Genomic DNA, 14600 nt, shown 5'->3' on the forward strand with positions numbered 1-14600 from the left:
AAGATAATAGAATCAAGCAAATTTTTCTTGCCTCCATACTCTCCGAACCTCAATTTAATAGAGCGCTTGTGGAAATTCTTACGAAAAAAAGTAATCAATACGGGTTTCTATCGGAACAAGACAGAATTCCGAGATGCTATAAGGAATTTCTTTGATAATATACATACTTATAAAAAGGAGTTAGAGTCACTTCTAACTCTCAATTTCCGTTTAATAAATTCACAAACCATTTCTTTTTGACTATAATAGCTTATCAACCCAAAGGCAGATGTCTGACGAGGTTTGCCTTTGTTGACATTCAGAATCTTAGAAAGAACTATCTACAATCGTTTTTTGACGGCAACTTATGGCTTAACAAACGGTGTCAGAAGACTGACACGCTTTCAAACGTGCGACTGATAGATGCCGCTTTAAACATCATCAAAGGAGGGCAAGGGTAAAGGAGAGAATTTAGATGTGCTGAAAAAATCTCCACCTTCACTTCGTGCGATCGCACGAAGTGAAGGTGGAGATTTTTTCAGTTCAAACTTTGTGTCGCTAAAACCCTACGGTTGGCATACTTCTGAAGATGAGCGCATAGGCGTCTAACAAGAAAAGTTTTTTCATTGCTAATAATATACTATTTTTCTACTTTGGTGTTCGATATATTTGCCATTCCTGTAGGTTTGTTTTAGGGTCCAGTTACCTTGAGTGTCGTACTTGTAGCGGTAGGTAGTTACGGAGGTTGCTGTGGTATTGTCTTCTTTTTTGTAGCTTAATTCTCTGCGACTTATATCGCCTTGTGGGGTGTATTGATAGCGGTATTTTTCAGCTTGATCTAGAGGGAACTTGGTGTTGTATTCAGTTTTTTCAACTACTTGATTTTTATCGTTGTATTGATATTCTGCTATAAACTGATCGTATCTTATTTCCTTGATTAATTGTCCTTTATCATTGTAGTGATATAGTTTTTCTTCTTTTAGTTCTCCTTCTTTTAGTTGGTTTTTATCGTAGTTAGTAATGCTTTTAATCTGCCTATCGGGGGTGTAGCCTATTTCTAAGCTTAAGGTATTCTTCTCACCAAAAGAACGCAAGCGCTGCAGGTTACCTTTGTCGTCATAATCAATTTTCAGGGAGAAGACCACCTCTTCACCATTATTAAAGAAGACTTCGGTGCAGTATTGTTTACCGTTCTTGGTTTGGTAATTAAAATAAACGATTTTGCCCTCTTGATAGGCAATATGGCTTATTTGTCCGTCATCATTGCGGGTGATGATACGATTTTCAGACAAGAAAAACACATCTAAGCTGCCTTGCAGGGGTGTATCTAAGAAATCTTTAACGTGAGTTTCGTGGTATTCCATCTGGTCTTGGCCTGTGAGGGAATCTTTCGAATAAGAGGGAGGATCCCAGATACATATAGGGAACTGATAGATGAAGGTTTCTTTAGTAAAGAACTCATCATTGAAGTGATCTTGGCGGAAGGTAAGACGCCCTAAGGTATCGTACTCTGAGATGATAGGCAAGGTATCATTTCTGTATTGCTGATAAGTGATGAGTTGTTTTACTCTGCCGCGAAGATGCTCTTTTTCCCAATCGGAGAAAGGATTGGAAGGTTCTGGTCTTTGAGAGCAGCTTATCATCAAGCAAGACAGGAAAAGTGCTATTTGTATTTTGGATATGTATTTCATAGAGTGTTTTGCTATGTGCGGCAAAGGTAAGCATTTATTTTGAGAGAAGCCCCTCTTTGCTGTTTTTTATTAGGTCAAACGCATCAAAATTTAAATTAATCATCTGATTATCATAATTATTCTTATCTTTGCTAAAAAAATAGGAATAAATTTATGAGTGCAGAAATTTGGAATGCTATTGCAGTTGTAAAAGACCCACGAGTTCAAGGAAGAATTGATTATCCTTTAGGGTTGATATTATTGGTAAGCTTATATGCAACTATATCAGGATGTGATGATTGGGAGCAAATTGAAGATTATGCTAATATCCATAGCGAAGACTTAAGAAATCTATATACTAAACTTTCTGGGAAAGAATTGAAGGTTAGCAGAATGCCTACTCACGATACCTTTAATCATGTATTTCAGGTAATTGACCCCAAAGAATTTTTAGAGGTTTACAAAAAATTTATAATATCAATTTACGAAACTCTTACAGGTAAAACTATCGCCATTGATGGAAAAACACCAAGAGGAATAAAACAAACAGCAAACTCACATCCTTCTAATATTGTTTCAGCCTATTGTACTGACCATCATTTTGTTATAGACCATATAAATAGTGAAGTCAAAGGACACGAATTATCCTCAATACTGGATCTTATAAAGCTATTATTTCTTGAAAATAATACGGTAACTATTGATGCAGCAGGTACTTATGTTGAAGTTATTGAGATGATTCTCTCAAAAGGAGGTAACTTTGTCTTGCCAGTAAAAGGTAATCAGAAAAAACTATTAGAGTTCATAGAAAAGGAATTTAGAGAATATCGGGGAAATACAGTATCTGCTGATACACAAGAAGATATAGGACATGGGAGGGTTGAGAAGCGAACGGTTTATTGTATTACAGAAATAAAAACAGACGATGATATAGATGGCTGTATGCAAAAGTGGAAGGGGGTAAAAACTTTGGTGAAGATAGTTCGTGAGGTATATAAGAAAGCAGATAAAAGTACCCGCATAGAAACCGTTTATTACATAACGAATTTGATAGATCCAAAAGAGATAAATCGCGCTATACGAGCACATTGGGGAATAGAAAATAATCTACATAGGTCATTAGATGTGCTGCTCAATGAAGACCATAGTCAAAAAAGTAATCATAATGTGGTTGAGAACTTCCACATAATGAGCTTATTAGCACTTTTTATAATAAAAGAGATAAGTAAACAAAGAGGAATTAGTATGAACCGTACCCGAAAACTATGTGGCTATTCTTCCCCTTCTAAACTCCTTGTTAATTAAAGAATTTTGATGCGTTTACCCTGTGGTAAACCTTATTATATGTGGCTATAGAATTCTATTCAAAGAAAAAGGATATAAAAGATAAGAAAAATTAAGATACAACAACAAAAATCTATTAAAAATAATCATTAATCGTTAATCATTAATTTTCGTTCTACTTGCTCCTATGGCAGAGGCCATGATTCCCAGAATCAGTATAGTAAGGAAGACCACTACAATCTCAGACCAACGAATGTCTATAGGGTAGGGAATAGGGATCATTGCATTAGGGTTGATATATAGCATAGGATAGGCTTTTTGAAGCCAAGCGATACCCACACCTAAGCCGATCCCAAAAATGGCGCCTAATAGGGAGATAATAGCTCCTTGTAGGAAGAAAATACGCCTTATCTGACTAAGGGTCATCCCCATGGCAAAGAGAGTATATAGGTTCTTCTGTTTGTCTAAAATCATCATAATGATTGCTCCAACAAGGTTGAATAGCGCCACAATAAGTACTAAAGTAAAGATGAGGTAAGTGGCGAGGTTCTCCGTTTGGAACATTTTGTACAAGTCTTCGTTAAGCTCCATACGGTCTTTGATGACAAAATCACTCCCCAAGACTGAAAGAAGTCGTTTTTTTCCTTCTTCAGAAGAAATACCCTTGGTCAATTTTATCTCTATGGCGGATACATCATTCTCTTTTACGCCTAATAATCGCTGAGAAAGTGATAGGGTAGTAAAGACATACTTGCTGTCCAAATCCTCTGTAACTTGGTAATAGTCAGATAGTAACACTGTTTCCTCGCGATAGGGGGTGCTGGTGGAGGTGATACTTCCTTTGCCTGCCTTAGGCACTATAATCTGTAGTGGAGTAGTGCTGGTAAAGAGGCCTAAGTTCAGTGTTTCGGCAATGATATTACCCACCACTACATAATCATCGCTAAGTAGCCACTCTTTGGGGCTTAGTACTAAGATACTATCTACAGCATTGACTTTCGGATAGTTTTCATCTACTCCCTTGATATAAGCGATATAGTTTTTGCCTTGGCTATTGAGGAATACACGTTCCTCCAAGATCTTGCTATAGTGAGCTACCGTCTTCTCTTGAGATAGGGCTTTCTCTTGTTGGGCGGTAAGGGAAAAGATTTTCCCACTCTTTGGGAGTACTTTCAGGTCAGGATCGAAATAATTGGAAAACGACATACTGAAAGTCCTCAGCCCTGAGAAGCCCGCCAGAACAATCATCAGGGAGGCACCACCTATGATAAGCACAAAGATGGACATCCAGTTGATAATATTAATCACGTTCTGCGAGCTTTTTGAGCGTACATACCGCCAAGCTATAAAGAGAGAGGCTTTCAAGAGGGGTTAAGATTTTTTACGTTTGATAAGCAATTCAGGATTCTCTATAGGGTTTTCTTCTCCCTTGAGAGAGTGCTCTATCTGGGAGAGGTATTCTAGGGAATCGTCCAAGAAAAAACTCAAATCTGGCATTTTTCTCAGTTGATGTCTCACTCGCTGTGCCACTTCATGCTTTATCTGGAAGCTGTTGGACTGTATGGCCTTAAGGATTTCTTTGCCTTGCTCACTGGGAAATACACTGATGTATACTTTAGCCAGGGTTAGATCGACCGTGATGGCTACTTTTGTCACCGATAGGATAAGGTTGGTGAGTCCACCATTTTGTACGGCACGGCCTAAAATATCTCCCAGATCTTGTTGCAGAAGTCCTGCTATTTTCTTTTGTCGATTGGTCTCCATAAATGCTATAAATACATAAAACGATGCAAAGATAAAAATAATTTGCGAATAATTGTAGGTTTGTATTATAAAAATTGTATCTTTGCACTTTCATAAATAAATTCACGTATACACTATAATGAATATGGAGAAATTAACAAAATTAACAAATAGTATCTTTTCTTTTCTTTCTTCTTTGTCTCAGAACAATAATCGAGAATGGTTTTCTGATAACAAAAAAGATTATGAAAAAGCAAAAAGTCAAGCAGATAGCTTCTTTAGGGCAGTATATGCGGCTATCCAAGAGAAAGATCACTTAGGAGCAATCAAGATATATCGTATATATAATGACTTGCGTTTTGCCAAGGATAAGCCACCTTATAAGACGCATTTTGGTCTGTATTTTGGTAGATTGCAGCCTAAGTATAGGGGAGGTTATTACCTTCATTTAAGTCCTGAACAGAGTTTTGTAGGTGGGGGATTTTTCAATCCTGAGCCTAAGGATCTCTTGCGTATTCGTCAGGAAATAGCTCAGGAAGGGGAACACTTTTCTCAGATAATGAATTCAGAGCCTATCAGGAGTTATTTCTCAGGGCAGTTATGGGGTCAGGAGGTAAAGACCACTCCCAAGGGATTCGATAAGGACGATCCTATGATTGATTTCTTGCGTAAGAAACAGTTTTTGCTCAAGCGGGATTTCACCTTGGATCAAGTGCTTGCAGACTCCTTTTTCCAAGAAGTGGTAGATACTTTTGTAGCCATGCGACCTTTTTATGACTTTATGACCCAAGCACTCACCACAGATGCTAATGGGGAACCTTTGTATAATTAAAAATGAATATAATGAAAAAGAAAATTACCCTTTTGCGAGTTATCGTTACTTCGTTTGCGATGTTTTCCATCTTTTTTGGAGCAGGAAACTTTATACTTCCTCCGCGCTTGGGGCAGCAAGCAGGGGATCACTGGTTATTAGTGGCGATTGGTTTCTGTCTTTCGGCGGTATTGATTCCTATTGCAGGAATTTTAGTACAAGCACGCTTGCAGGGCTCAGTATTAGATTTTGGTAAAAAAGTAAGCCCCGCGGTGGCACTTATCTTAGGTTGTTTGCTCTATGGGATGTGCCTAGCTTTCCCTATGCCACGTACTGCTTCGGTAAGTTATGAGATGGTATCCACTTCTTTTACAGGTACCATTCCTGCTTGGGCTAAGTACTTTTTTTACATAGTTTATTTTCTTTTAGTAGGATATTTGTGCTATCAGCGCAACAAGGTCTTGGATGTATTGGGCAAGTATCTGACTCCTATTATGGTAGGAATTATCTTTCTTCTTATCCTAAAAGCTATTTTTTCTATAAGTGATATAGAGATATCCTCTTTCCAAAAGCCTTTAGCAGAGGGGCTTAAGGAAGGATATCAGACCTATGATGCTATGTCCTCTATCATCATAGGAGGGGTAATTAGTGCTTCTTTGTTTATGGATAATTCATTAGATAAGAGCCAAGTGAAGCGCTTGACTATCTATTCAGGGATAGGGAGTGGAATCTTGCTTTTTATCACCTATACAGGCTTTATCTATGCAGGAGCTTCTCAGGGAGGGTATTTCCCAGCTATTGTTGAGCGAGTACCTCTATTGGTGGCTATTACCAAGCATGTATTGGGAGGGGTAGGAGGATTGCTCCTAAGTATAGCCGTGGGTATTTCTTGTTTTACTACAGCAGTAGGTATTATCACTGGAGGAGCTGATTTTTTCAAAGAAATTACCAAAGGAAATGAGCGTACTTATAGAATATTTGTAACTATTCTCTGTGTATATTGTGTGATTGTAGCCCCTTATGGAGTGGAGTATATCATTAAGATAGCCTATCCTGTACTGGTATTATTCTATCCAGTGGTAATCGTTTTGGTCTTTTTACATCTGTTGCCTTCTTATTTGGCTTCCAAAACGGTCTTCAAAGTGGTTTCATTGGTTACTTTTGTTACTACTATCCCTTTGTTCTTAGAACAATTGGGTTACCACTTCTTCGAAGTGCCTTTCCCCCTACACGAATATGGAGTTTCGTGGTTGTTTCCTGCTTTCTGGGCATGGATTACGACTGTACTAATAGAAAAAACAATTGTTAAATCAAAAAAATAATGTCTCTTATACTTCCTTCTTCTTTGCTCAAGGCAATAGACCAGAGAAAAAAAGAAGATGCTTTTCGTAGTCTCTCACTTAAAAATTATATAGTAGACTTTTATTCAAATGATTACTTAGGGCTTGCGCATAATCCCCAACAAAGGGAGTATGCGCAGGCTTTGCTATCCCGAGAGCCTCAGCATAATGGGAGTACAGGTTCTCGCCTGCTATCAGGGAACTACCCTTTGATAGAGCAAGCAGAGGAGCAGTTGGCTGCCTTTCATCAGGCTCCTAAGGGATTGATATTCAACTCGGGTTATGATGCCAATGTGGGGATTTTCTCCTCAATCCCTCTCAAGGGAGATGTGGTGCTATATGACCAATATATACATGCCTCCATCCGAGATGGGTTACAATTGACAAATGCTCAGAGCTTTAAGTTCAAACACAATTCTTTGGAGGATCTTAGGGAAAAATTGGAAAGATTTTCAGGGAAGTATACCACCATTTATATAGCTACCGAAGCGGTTTTCTCCATGGATGGAGACATACCTAACCTGAAGGAGATGGTTGCCTTGGCTAAACAATATCATGCCTATCTGATAGTAGATGAGGCACACTCAGTAGGAGTATTTGGAGAGAGGGGAGAGGGGCTCTGCCAGCAGTTAGGTATAGCTGATGAGGTCTTTCTTCGCTTGATTACCTTTGGTAAAGGGATTGGAGCACATGGAGCTATTGCGCTGGCTCAGGAGCCAGTAATAGACTATTTGATAAATTTTGCTCGTTCGTTCATCTATACCACAGCCCCTTCGCCAGAGAGTATAGCCTCAGTAATGGCTTCCTACAAGCTTTTGCCTGAGCTGAAGGAAAGGAAAATGTTACAAGAGCGTATCACTTTCTTTAGGGAGAAGATACCCTTTTTTCCTTCAACAGAACAGGTTTATTTTATGGATTCTCAATCTTCTATACAAGGACTCATAGTAAAGGATACACAAAGGCTGAGAAATCTTTCCTCCTTGCTACAAACTCAGGGATTGGGTATCAAGCCTATTTATGCACCTACAGTACCCAAAGGAGAAGAGCGCCTAAGGATTTGCCTGCACAGTTTCAATAGTCAGGCAGATATAGAACAACTCTTTTCATTGATTACTCAATGGCTTGAATCGCAGTAGTGGGTACTACTTCTTTTAGGTAGATGCCATCTTGCTCAAAGCATAAGGGTGTCTCAGGAAAATCCAATTGGGTAAGTCTTTTGAGCTCTTCGTATACCTTACAATTGTTGTCCAATTCCAACCCTTTGGCTTTGGTCTGCTTTACAGAAAGAACATTGGCGAAGAGAAAATCGCCTTTGCGATTGATTTTTATATCCAATAAGGGAGCAATTCCGTTAGGCCCGGCCAAGCTAAAGCGCCCATAAGTATTGAAATTTCCCATACTATAGGCAATGAATTTTCCTTTGTATACCTCTACGGCACGTGTCACGTGGGGGCCATGTCCCAGTACTATATCGGCTCCATTGTCGATAGCTGTGTGGGCAAACTCATACACGTTGCCTCGGTTCTCCCCATAGAAAGTTTCCTTTTGGCGTGTTACTCTGGTATAAGAAGCCCCCTCGGCGCCACCATGGAAGGAGACGATTAGAATATCGACCTGAGGTCGAAGCTCTTGGATGAGATTTATTACCTTTTCTGTTGCATTGATAGAGATCATGTGGCTATTGGGGGAAAAGGCACAAAAACCATACTTGATACCTTCTTTCTCAAATACAACCGACTTATTCTCCACAGGCCCTGCATGATAGATGCCTACTTCATTGAGTACTCGAGCAGTATTGAGTCGACCTTTTTCTCCAAAGTCATTGGCATGGTTGTTGGCAGTGCTCATCAGGTTGAAGCCTGCTTCCTTTAAGATAGTCCCATAGCGATCAGGCATGCGAAAGGCATAGCAAGAACCTTCTTCCTTATCCTTGCACTTATCAGAATCTCCTTCGTTCAGGATAGCCCCTTCTAAATTGCCAAAAACAATGTCTCCCTTTAGGTAAGGCTTTACCTGCTTGAAACTCTCTATAGCATCGTCCTTGGGAAGATACCCAAGGGGAAAGGCCGATCCTATCATCACATCACCTACTGCTACTATAGAAAGGGTGTCCTTGGTAGGGGAGAGGGCAAGGGGGGCTTTAGATAGAGAAGAAGCAAGGGTGTCCCGCTGGACAGGAATAAGGGTAGGTCTTATCTGTCCGTAAGATAAATTACAGAAAATCAGCGATATAAATAGAAAATATTTGTAAGACATAGACTTGTATTACATTCAAAAAATAATGGATTAGTAGACCAAATCACCTACTTTTCTTTCTTTGTAGACCCCTTTTTCGATCTGCCAACATACTTTATAAGGACGTTCAGCATAATTATTATTTGCTACTATATAAAGTATATCGTTTTCCTTGTCATAATGGACAGAATTATGGTCTATAGAAAAAGTAGGTTCATACAAATCGCTATAAGCATCCTTGGGGAGGGACACTTGTTTTCCATGAATGTTTATCACAATACTTTTATATTCTGTAGTTGGCATTTTTCCATCAGTACCATAGGGAAGCTTATCATCTATTACTTCTACTCCACTTGGTGAGTCTTTGTAGTATTCAAAAGAATGTTTACTCTTGTCGAACTTTCCAGAAGTAAGAACAACTTGAATTTCTTTTCCTTCAAAGACAATAGTATTTCCTTTGGCAATGCCTTTGGCTATTATAGGGAATTCATGTATCCACTTGACCCTATCATTATAAATAAACCCCTCCTCATCGGTGTAAATCCAATTACCATCGATTGCCTTATCGTAGTTATACGCAAAAACAATGGTCTTGTTATTGAGCCTTTTGAGCACTTTGCTTTGGGCACTTTTTCCTTTTCGTACATTTACATAACCATCTTTGTCATAGATTACCCCAAAGGCTTCTTCTTGAGCATGAACAAAAGCAAACTGACAAAAAAACAGAAAAGTTAAGAATAGTTTCTTCATAATAATAGGTTTTTAGTTAGGACTATAAAAGTATAGTCTAAGAGATGTGATCTATATTTTAGAAAGGAATACCTACTTTTCTTCCTTTGTAGACACCCTTTTCTATCTGCCAACAAACCATATAAGCCCCTGCACCGTCACCATTATCTGCTACTATATAGAGAATATCATTGTCTTTATCATAATAGACAGAATTGAATTCTGTATATAAATAAGATTCATACAAATCGCTATAGGCGCTTTTGGGAATGGAGACTTGTTTTCCTCGAATCTTTACCTCAATACTCTTATATTCCTTCTTTGGTATATTACCATCTGTTCCCCAGAAAGGTTTTCCATCTATTTTTTCTATTATATCACGATATTCTTTGTGATATTTGAAGGAATGTTTGTCCTTATCAAACTTTTCAGTAGCGAGAGTTACCTGAATCTCTTTTCCTTCAAAAACAATAGTATTTCCTCTGGCAATACCCTTAGCTATTTTGGGTAATTTTTCTATCCATTTGACCCTATCGTTGTAAATGTATCCTTCATTATCAGCATAAATCCAATTGCCTTCTTGAGCCTTATCATATTCAAAAACAAAAATAAGGGTATTGTTATCAAGTTTTTTAAGCACTTTGCTGTGGACACTCTTTTCTTTTCGCACATTTACATAACCATCTTTGTCATTGATTACAGCAAAGCCTCCTTCTATAGCTTGAGCCACAACAAATTGACAAAATAGTAGCAGAAAGGGGACTACTAACTTTTTCATAGTAAGCAAATTTTCTTAGTTAAGGCTATAAGAGGTTCCTTCCTTGCCGTCCTTGAGCTGGATACCGAGTGCTAAGAGTTCATCGCGAATCTTGTCGGAGAGGGCAAAATCCTTGTTGGCACGAGCTTCCATACGCATATTGATCAGCAGCTGGAGTACGCCATCGAGTCTGTCATTATTTGCGGCATTTAGCTCTTCATTTTTTAGTCCTAAGACATCAAAAACAAAGGCATTGACAAGGCTGCGAAGCTCTTCAAGTTCTTGGATGGAGATTTTTTCTTCCCCGCTTTTCACTTGGAAGATCCACTTAACCGCCTCAAAGAGGTGAGCAATGAGAATAGGCGCATTGAAATCGTCCAAGAGGGCATCGTAACACTTTTGTTTCCATTGTTCTATCTCAGAGGAAAGAGGTCCTGGGTGTTCTATCTCAGAGGTTAGCTCATTGAGGATTTTTACAGCCTCCATCAGTCTATTGAAGCCCTTTTCAGCGGCGAGCATAGCCTCGTTGGAGATATCCAATACGCTACGGTAGTGTGCTTGCATAAAGCAAAAACGAATCACCGCAGGAGCGAATGGTTTTTCAAAGAAAGTGTTATCCCCAGAGATAAGCTGCATCGGGAGGATATAGTTTCCGGTAGATTTGCTCATACGCTGTCCGTTCATGGTAAGCATATTGGCATGCATCCAGTAGCGTACAGGGCTCTGGCCATGTCCGGCCTTGCCTTGAGCTATTTCACATTCGTGGTGAGGGAATTTCAGATCCATCCCCCCTCCGTGGATATCGAATTGGTCACCGAGGTATTTAGTACTCATCACAGTACACTCCAAGTGCCAGCCGGGGAAGCCATCCCCCCAAGGAGAAGCCCAACGCATGATATGAGCAGGAGAAGCTTTCTTCCACAGGGCAAAATCCTGAGGATTGCGCTTTTCTCCCTGTCCGTCGAGGTCACGGGTATTGGCAAAGAGCTCTTCTATATTGCGACGAGAAAGTTCCCCATAGTTCAGTCCTCGCCTGTTGTATTCGAGTACGTCAAAATATACAGAACCGTTGCTTTCGTAAGCAAAACCATCTTTTAAGAGTTTTTCAGTTAGCTGTATCTGTTCCAAGATATGTCCTGTAGCAGTAGGCTCGATAGTAGGGGGGAGTAGGTTGAAGATTTCCAAAACCTTGTGGAAATCCACAGTATATTTCTGAACAATCTCCATAGGTTCGAGCTTTTCGAGGCGAGATTGCTTTACGAAACGATCGTTGTTCACATCGCCATCATCGGTGAGGTGACCGGCATCAGTGATATTGCGCACATAGCGTACTTTGTAACCTAAGAATCTGAGTGCGCGATAGATAAAGTCAAAAGACATAAAGGTACGTACATTGCCCAAGTGTACATTACTATACACTGTAGGGCCACATACATACATACCTACATTATTAGCATGTAGGGGAACAAAGATTTCTTTTTCTCCTGTAAGGGAGTTGAATATTTTTAGTTGATGATTCATAATTGTATTTCTAATTAAAATTAGGACAAAGGTAAGAAAAATATTTTATAGATAAACTGTTTTTATAAAATAAATTTTTACTCTTCAGGTTCGAGACCTAATTCACGTGCAGCAATCTCACGCATTTCCACTTTGCGGATTTTTCCAGAAATGGTCATAGGGAATTCGCTAACGAATTTCCAATATTTGGGTATTTTATAGTGAGCAATTCTATCCTTACAGAAGTCACGGATTTCTTCTTCGGTGATGGTAACCCCTTCCTTGGGCTTGATCCATGCCATGATTTCCTCTCCATATTTCTCACTGGGTACCCCTATCACTTGGGCATCCATCACCCCTTTGTACGTATAGAGGAAGTCCTCGATTTCTTTTGGAGAGATATTTTCCCCGCCACGTATGATAAGGTCTTTGATACGACCAGAGATGTGCAAATATCCCTCTTCATCCATCATAGCCAAGTCGCCAGTGTGCATCCAGCGCTGCTCGTCCAATACCTGATGGGTAGCATCGGGACTGTTCCAGTACTTGAGCATCACCGAATAGCCACGAGTACAGAGTTCCCCACTTTCTCCACGCTTGAGAGTGGCTTTGGTCTCTGGATCTATAATCTTGATTTCCAAGTGGTCATGTATAGTCCCTACCGAGTAGATTTGTTTTTCGAAAGGTACGCCAATCTTCGTTTGGGTAGAGACAGGTGAAGTCTCTGTCATTCCATAACAGATGGTAATCTCGTGCATATTCATCTGTTCCTTGACCTTCTTCATGATTTCAGGTGGGCACAAGGAGCCAGCCATTACCCCAGTACGGAGGGAAGAAAGGTCATAGGTCTTCTGTTCCATTTCTTGCAGTTCGGCTATGAACATGGTAGGCACTCCATAGAGAGAAGTACAGCGCTCACGCTCTACCGTCTCCAAGGTTTTTACAGGATCAAAGCTATCGTTGGGGATTACCATAGTTGCCCCATGAACAGTACAAGCTAAATTGCCTATGACCATACCGAAACAATGGTAAAAAGGCACAGGAATACAAACTCTATCCACATGACTATAGTTCATACGTATTCCTATGAAATAGGCATTGTTCAATATATTATGGTGAGAGAGAGTTACTCCCTTGGGATTACCTGTAGTACCAGAAGTGTATTGGATATTGACAGGATCATCAAACTGAACCTTTCCCTCACGCTTGCGCAGGGTCTCATCGGAGATACGTTCCCCTTCCTTGAGAAAATGATCCCAACTTTTATCCCAAAAAATAGTCTTTCGGATCGTATCTGTGAACTCACGTGCATCGTCCATCATCTTCTTGTAGTTGCTGCTCTTGAACTGGAGTGCGGAGAACATGACCGATAAGCCTGATTGATTGATTACATAGATCAGCTCACTGGTACGATAGGCAGGGTTGATATTTACCAAAATTGCTCCAATCTTGGCCGTAGCATACTGCAAGAGTGTCCATTGGTAGCAGTTGGGTGACCATACCCCTACACGGTCGCCACGCTTTACGCCTAAGGCGATTAGTCCTTTGGCCACTTGTATGACCTGCTCATAGAACTCCCTATAGGTAGCCCTATAGTTCTGGTGAGCACAGATAAGTGCCTCTTGGTCAGGGTATTTCTCAACCGTTTTTTTCAAATTTTCATCGATGGTTTCTCCTAACAAAGGGATAGAAGAAGCCCCATGGGTGTAAGCATAATTAGTACTCATAGTATAAAAGTTTTTGAGGTTATGATTTTTTTCGCATGCGCATATTGAGGAACTCTATGCCCAAAGAAAAAGCAATAGCAAAGTATAAATATCCTTTAGGAATGGCGCCTACCTCTTTGCCAAAGATAACCGCATGAGATAAGTGCATACTTTCGGTTAGAAGCATGAACCCAATAAGGATCAAAAAGGATAGAGCTAAGATCTGGATAGAAGGGTTACGATTGACAAAGTTGCCCACAGGAACCGCAAAGAGCATCATAATGCCTACCGAGAGGATAACCGCGATGATCATTATCAGTAGGGCACCTTCTAAGCCATTGGTCATCCCCACAGCTGTAAGGATACTGTCCAAAGAGAAAATGATATCAATCATAAGAATCTGAACAATAGTTCCCCAGAAAGAACTCCTACGAGATTTCTCCGCTTGGGATGAATCGGTAATGTGTTCTATATGGTTTACCTTGGAGTGAATCTCGTGAGTGGACTTGTAGAGAAGAAAGATTCCTCCCACCAGTAGGATAAGTGCTTGTCCATTAAAGTCCGCTCGGCACCAACCATAATCAAAACTGATCCAAGGCTCCTTAAGCTGAACTAGCCAAGAGATACATAAGAGCAGAAGGATACGGATGAACATAGCCAAGAAGAGCCCTACACGAGTAGCTTTCTTTCGTTGTTGCTCAGGGAGCTTGCCGGTGACAATAGAGATGAATATAACATTGTCAATCCCTAATACGATTTCCAAAAATGTAAGGGTCAGCAAAGCGATCATAGCATCGGCGGTGAATAAGTGTTCTATCATAAACCAAATAATATTTATTTCACAAA

Annotated in this window: 14 protein-coding genes; 5 read left to right on the forward strand and 9 right to left on the reverse strand. The window is 39.9% G+C overall.

The window, feature by feature from the left end; translation table 11 throughout:
- Positions 1 to 66 precede the first annotated feature (66 nt).
- Complete coding sequence (locus CAPGI0001_RS13480; RefSeq protein WP_262482335.1) at positions 67 to 240, forward strand: hypothetical protein; 174 nt, start codon at positions 67 to 69, stop codon at positions 238 to 240.
- Between the two features lie 368 nt (positions 241 to 608).
- Here CAPGI0001_RS13480 and CAPGI0001_RS11025 read toward each other — a convergent pair whose 3' ends face one another.
- Entirely contained in the window at positions 609 to 1670 is a 1062-nt protein-coding gene (locus tag CAPGI0001_RS11025; protein ID WP_002670246.1) for a hypothetical protein, read from the reverse strand.
- A 153-nt stretch (positions 1671 to 1823) separates the two neighbouring features.
- On the opposite strand from CAPGI0001_RS11025, the gene CAPGI0001_RS11030 reads away from it, so the two are divergent.
- The gene (locus CAPGI0001_RS11030; RefSeq protein WP_002670242.1) at positions 1824 to 2954 is read left to right on the forward strand and encodes an ISAs1 family transposase; all 1131 of its coding nucleotides are present in this window, start codon (positions 1824 to 1826) and stop codon (positions 2952 to 2954) included.
- A gap of 135 nt (positions 2955 to 3089) precedes the next feature.
- Here CAPGI0001_RS11030 and CAPGI0001_RS11035 read toward each other — a convergent pair whose 3' ends face one another.
- Positions 3090 to 4298, reverse strand: a complete 1209-nt coding sequence (locus CAPGI0001_RS11035) for an ABC transporter permease (RefSeq protein ID WP_002670282.1) — start codon at positions 4296 to 4298, stop codon at positions 3090 to 3092.
- Positions 4299 to 4304: 6 nt separating this feature from the next.
- Positions 4305 to 4697 carry a 30S ribosome-binding factor RbfA gene (rbfA, locus tag CAPGI0001_RS11040; protein WP_002670299.1) on the reverse strand — a complete coding sequence of 131 codons (393 nt, stop codon included), beginning with the start codon at positions 4695 to 4697 and terminating at the stop codon, positions 4305 to 4307.
- A 124-nt stretch (positions 4698 to 4821) separates the two neighbouring features.
- On the opposite strand from rbfA, the gene CAPGI0001_RS11045 reads away from it, so the two are divergent.
- Genes CAPGI0001_RS11045 through CAPGI0001_RS11055 form a run of 3 tightly spaced genes read left to right on the forward strand, consistent with a single transcriptional unit; the run spans position 4822 to position 7963 of the window.
- Positions 4822 to 5508 carry a DUF2461 domain-containing protein gene (locus CAPGI0001_RS11045; protein ID WP_002670320.1) on the forward strand — a complete coding sequence of 229 codons (687 nt, stop codon included), beginning with the start codon at positions 4822 to 4824 and terminating at the stop codon, positions 5506 to 5508.
- A gap of 11 nt (positions 5509 to 5519) precedes the next feature.
- The gene (gene brnQ, locus CAPGI0001_RS11050; protein ID WP_002670317.1) at positions 5520 to 6809 is read left to right on the forward strand and encodes a branched-chain amino acid transport system II carrier protein; all 1290 of its coding nucleotides are present in this window, start codon (positions 5520 to 5522) and stop codon (positions 6807 to 6809) included.
- The gene (locus CAPGI0001_RS11055) at positions 6809 to 7963 is read left to right on the forward strand and encodes an aminotransferase class I/II-fold pyridoxal phosphate-dependent enzyme (protein WP_002670234.1); all 1155 of its coding nucleotides are present in this window, start codon (positions 6809 to 6811) and stop codon (positions 7961 to 7963) included. Before brnQ ends, CAPGI0001_RS11055 begins: the two co-directional genes overlap by 1 nt.
- Here CAPGI0001_RS11055 and CAPGI0001_RS11060 read toward each other — a convergent pair.
- The 6 genes from CAPGI0001_RS11060 to CAPGI0001_RS11085 all read right to left on the reverse strand — a co-directional run bounded on the left by CAPGI0001_RS11060 (position 7938) and on the right by CAPGI0001_RS11085 (position 14571).
- Positions 7938 to 9083 carry a CapA family protein gene (locus CAPGI0001_RS11060; RefSeq protein ID WP_002670172.1) on the reverse strand — a complete coding sequence of 382 codons (1146 nt, stop codon included), beginning with the start codon at positions 9081 to 9083 and terminating at the stop codon, positions 7938 to 7940. The two genes, CAPGI0001_RS11055 and CAPGI0001_RS11060, sit on opposite strands and share 26 nt — an antisense overlap.
- A gap of 30 nt (positions 9084 to 9113) precedes the next feature.
- A complete protein-coding gene (locus CAPGI0001_RS11065) occupies positions 9114 to 9812 on the reverse strand; it encodes an SH3 domain-containing protein (protein ID WP_002670157.1) in 699 nt (232 codons plus the stop codon).
- Between the two features lie 58 nt (positions 9813 to 9870).
- Positions 9871 to 10569 carry a hypothetical protein gene (locus tag CAPGI0001_RS11070; protein WP_002670256.1) on the reverse strand — a complete coding sequence of 233 codons (699 nt, stop codon included), beginning with the start codon at positions 10567 to 10569 and terminating at the stop codon, positions 9871 to 9873.
- A gap of 15 nt (positions 10570 to 10584) precedes the next feature.
- Positions 10585 to 12069: a cysteine--tRNA ligase gene (cysS, locus tag CAPGI0001_RS11075; protein WP_002670193.1), complete on the reverse strand. Its 1485-nt coding sequence runs from the start codon at positions 12067 to 12069 to the stop codon at positions 10585 to 10587.
- Positions 12070 to 12146: 77 nt separating this feature from the next.
- Positions 12147 to 13775 (reverse strand): AMP-binding protein, encoded by a 1629-nt coding sequence (locus CAPGI0001_RS11080; RefSeq protein WP_002670154.1) that lies wholly within the window; start codon positions 13773 to 13775, stop codon positions 12147 to 12149.
- A gap of 19 nt (positions 13776 to 13794) precedes the next feature.
- On the reverse strand, positions 13795 to 14571 hold the full coding sequence (locus tag CAPGI0001_RS11085; RefSeq protein WP_198541650.1) for a TerC family protein: 777 nt from the start codon (positions 14569 to 14571) through the stop codon (positions 13795 to 13797).
- Positions 14572 to 14600 lie beyond the last annotated feature (29 nt).

The sequence above is a fragment of the Capnocytophaga gingivalis ATCC 33624 genome, assembly GCF_000174755.1.
In the GTDB taxonomy this organism is placed as follows: domain Bacteria; phylum Bacteroidota; class Bacteroidia; order Flavobacteriales; family Flavobacteriaceae; genus Capnocytophaga; species Capnocytophaga gingivalis.

What these genes read in the sequence shown, in the direction of transcription:
- CAPGI0001_RS11025 (WP_002670246.1), bottom strand. Translation starts at nt 1,670, where the DNA reads ATGAAATACATATCCAAAATACAAATAGCACTTTTCCTGTCTTGCTTG.
- CAPGI0001_RS11030 (WP_002670242.1), top strand. Translation starts at nt 1,824, where the DNA reads ATGAGTGCAGAAATTTGGAATGCTATTGCAGTTGTAAAAGACCCACGA.
- rbfA (WP_002670299.1), bottom strand. Translation starts at nt 4,697, where the DNA reads ATGGAGACCAATCGACAAAAGAAAATAGCAGGACTTCTGCAACAAGAT.
- CAPGI0001_RS11045 (WP_002670320.1), top strand. Translation starts at nt 4,822, where the DNA reads ATGGAGAAATTAACAAAATTAACAAATAGTATCTTTTCTTTTCTTTCT.
- brnQ (WP_002670317.1), top strand. Translation starts at nt 5,520, where the DNA reads ATGAAAAAGAAAATTACCCTTTTGCGAGTTATCGTTACTTCGTTTGCG.
- CAPGI0001_RS11055 (WP_002670234.1), top strand. Translation starts at nt 6,809, where the DNA reads ATGTCTCTTATACTTCCTTCTTCTTTGCTCAAGGCAATAGACCAGAGA.
- CAPGI0001_RS11060 (WP_002670172.1), bottom strand. Translation starts at nt 9,083, where the DNA reads ATGTCTTACAAATATTTTCTATTTATATCGCTGATTTTCTGTAATTTA.
- CAPGI0001_RS11065 (WP_002670157.1), bottom strand. Translation starts at nt 9,812, where the DNA reads ATGAAGAAACTATTCTTAACTTTTCTGTTTTTTTGTCAGTTTGCTTTT.
- CAPGI0001_RS11070 (WP_002670256.1), bottom strand. Translation starts at nt 10,569, where the DNA reads ATGAAAAAGTTAGTAGTCCCCTTTCTGCTACTATTTTGTCAATTTGTT.
- cysS (WP_002670193.1), bottom strand. Translation starts at nt 12,069, where the DNA reads ATGAATCATCAACTAAAAATATTCAACTCCCTTACAGGAGAAAAAGAA.
- CAPGI0001_RS11080 (WP_002670154.1), bottom strand. Translation starts at nt 13,775, where the DNA reads ATGAGTACTAATTATGCTTACACCCATGGGGCTTCTTCTATCCCTTTG.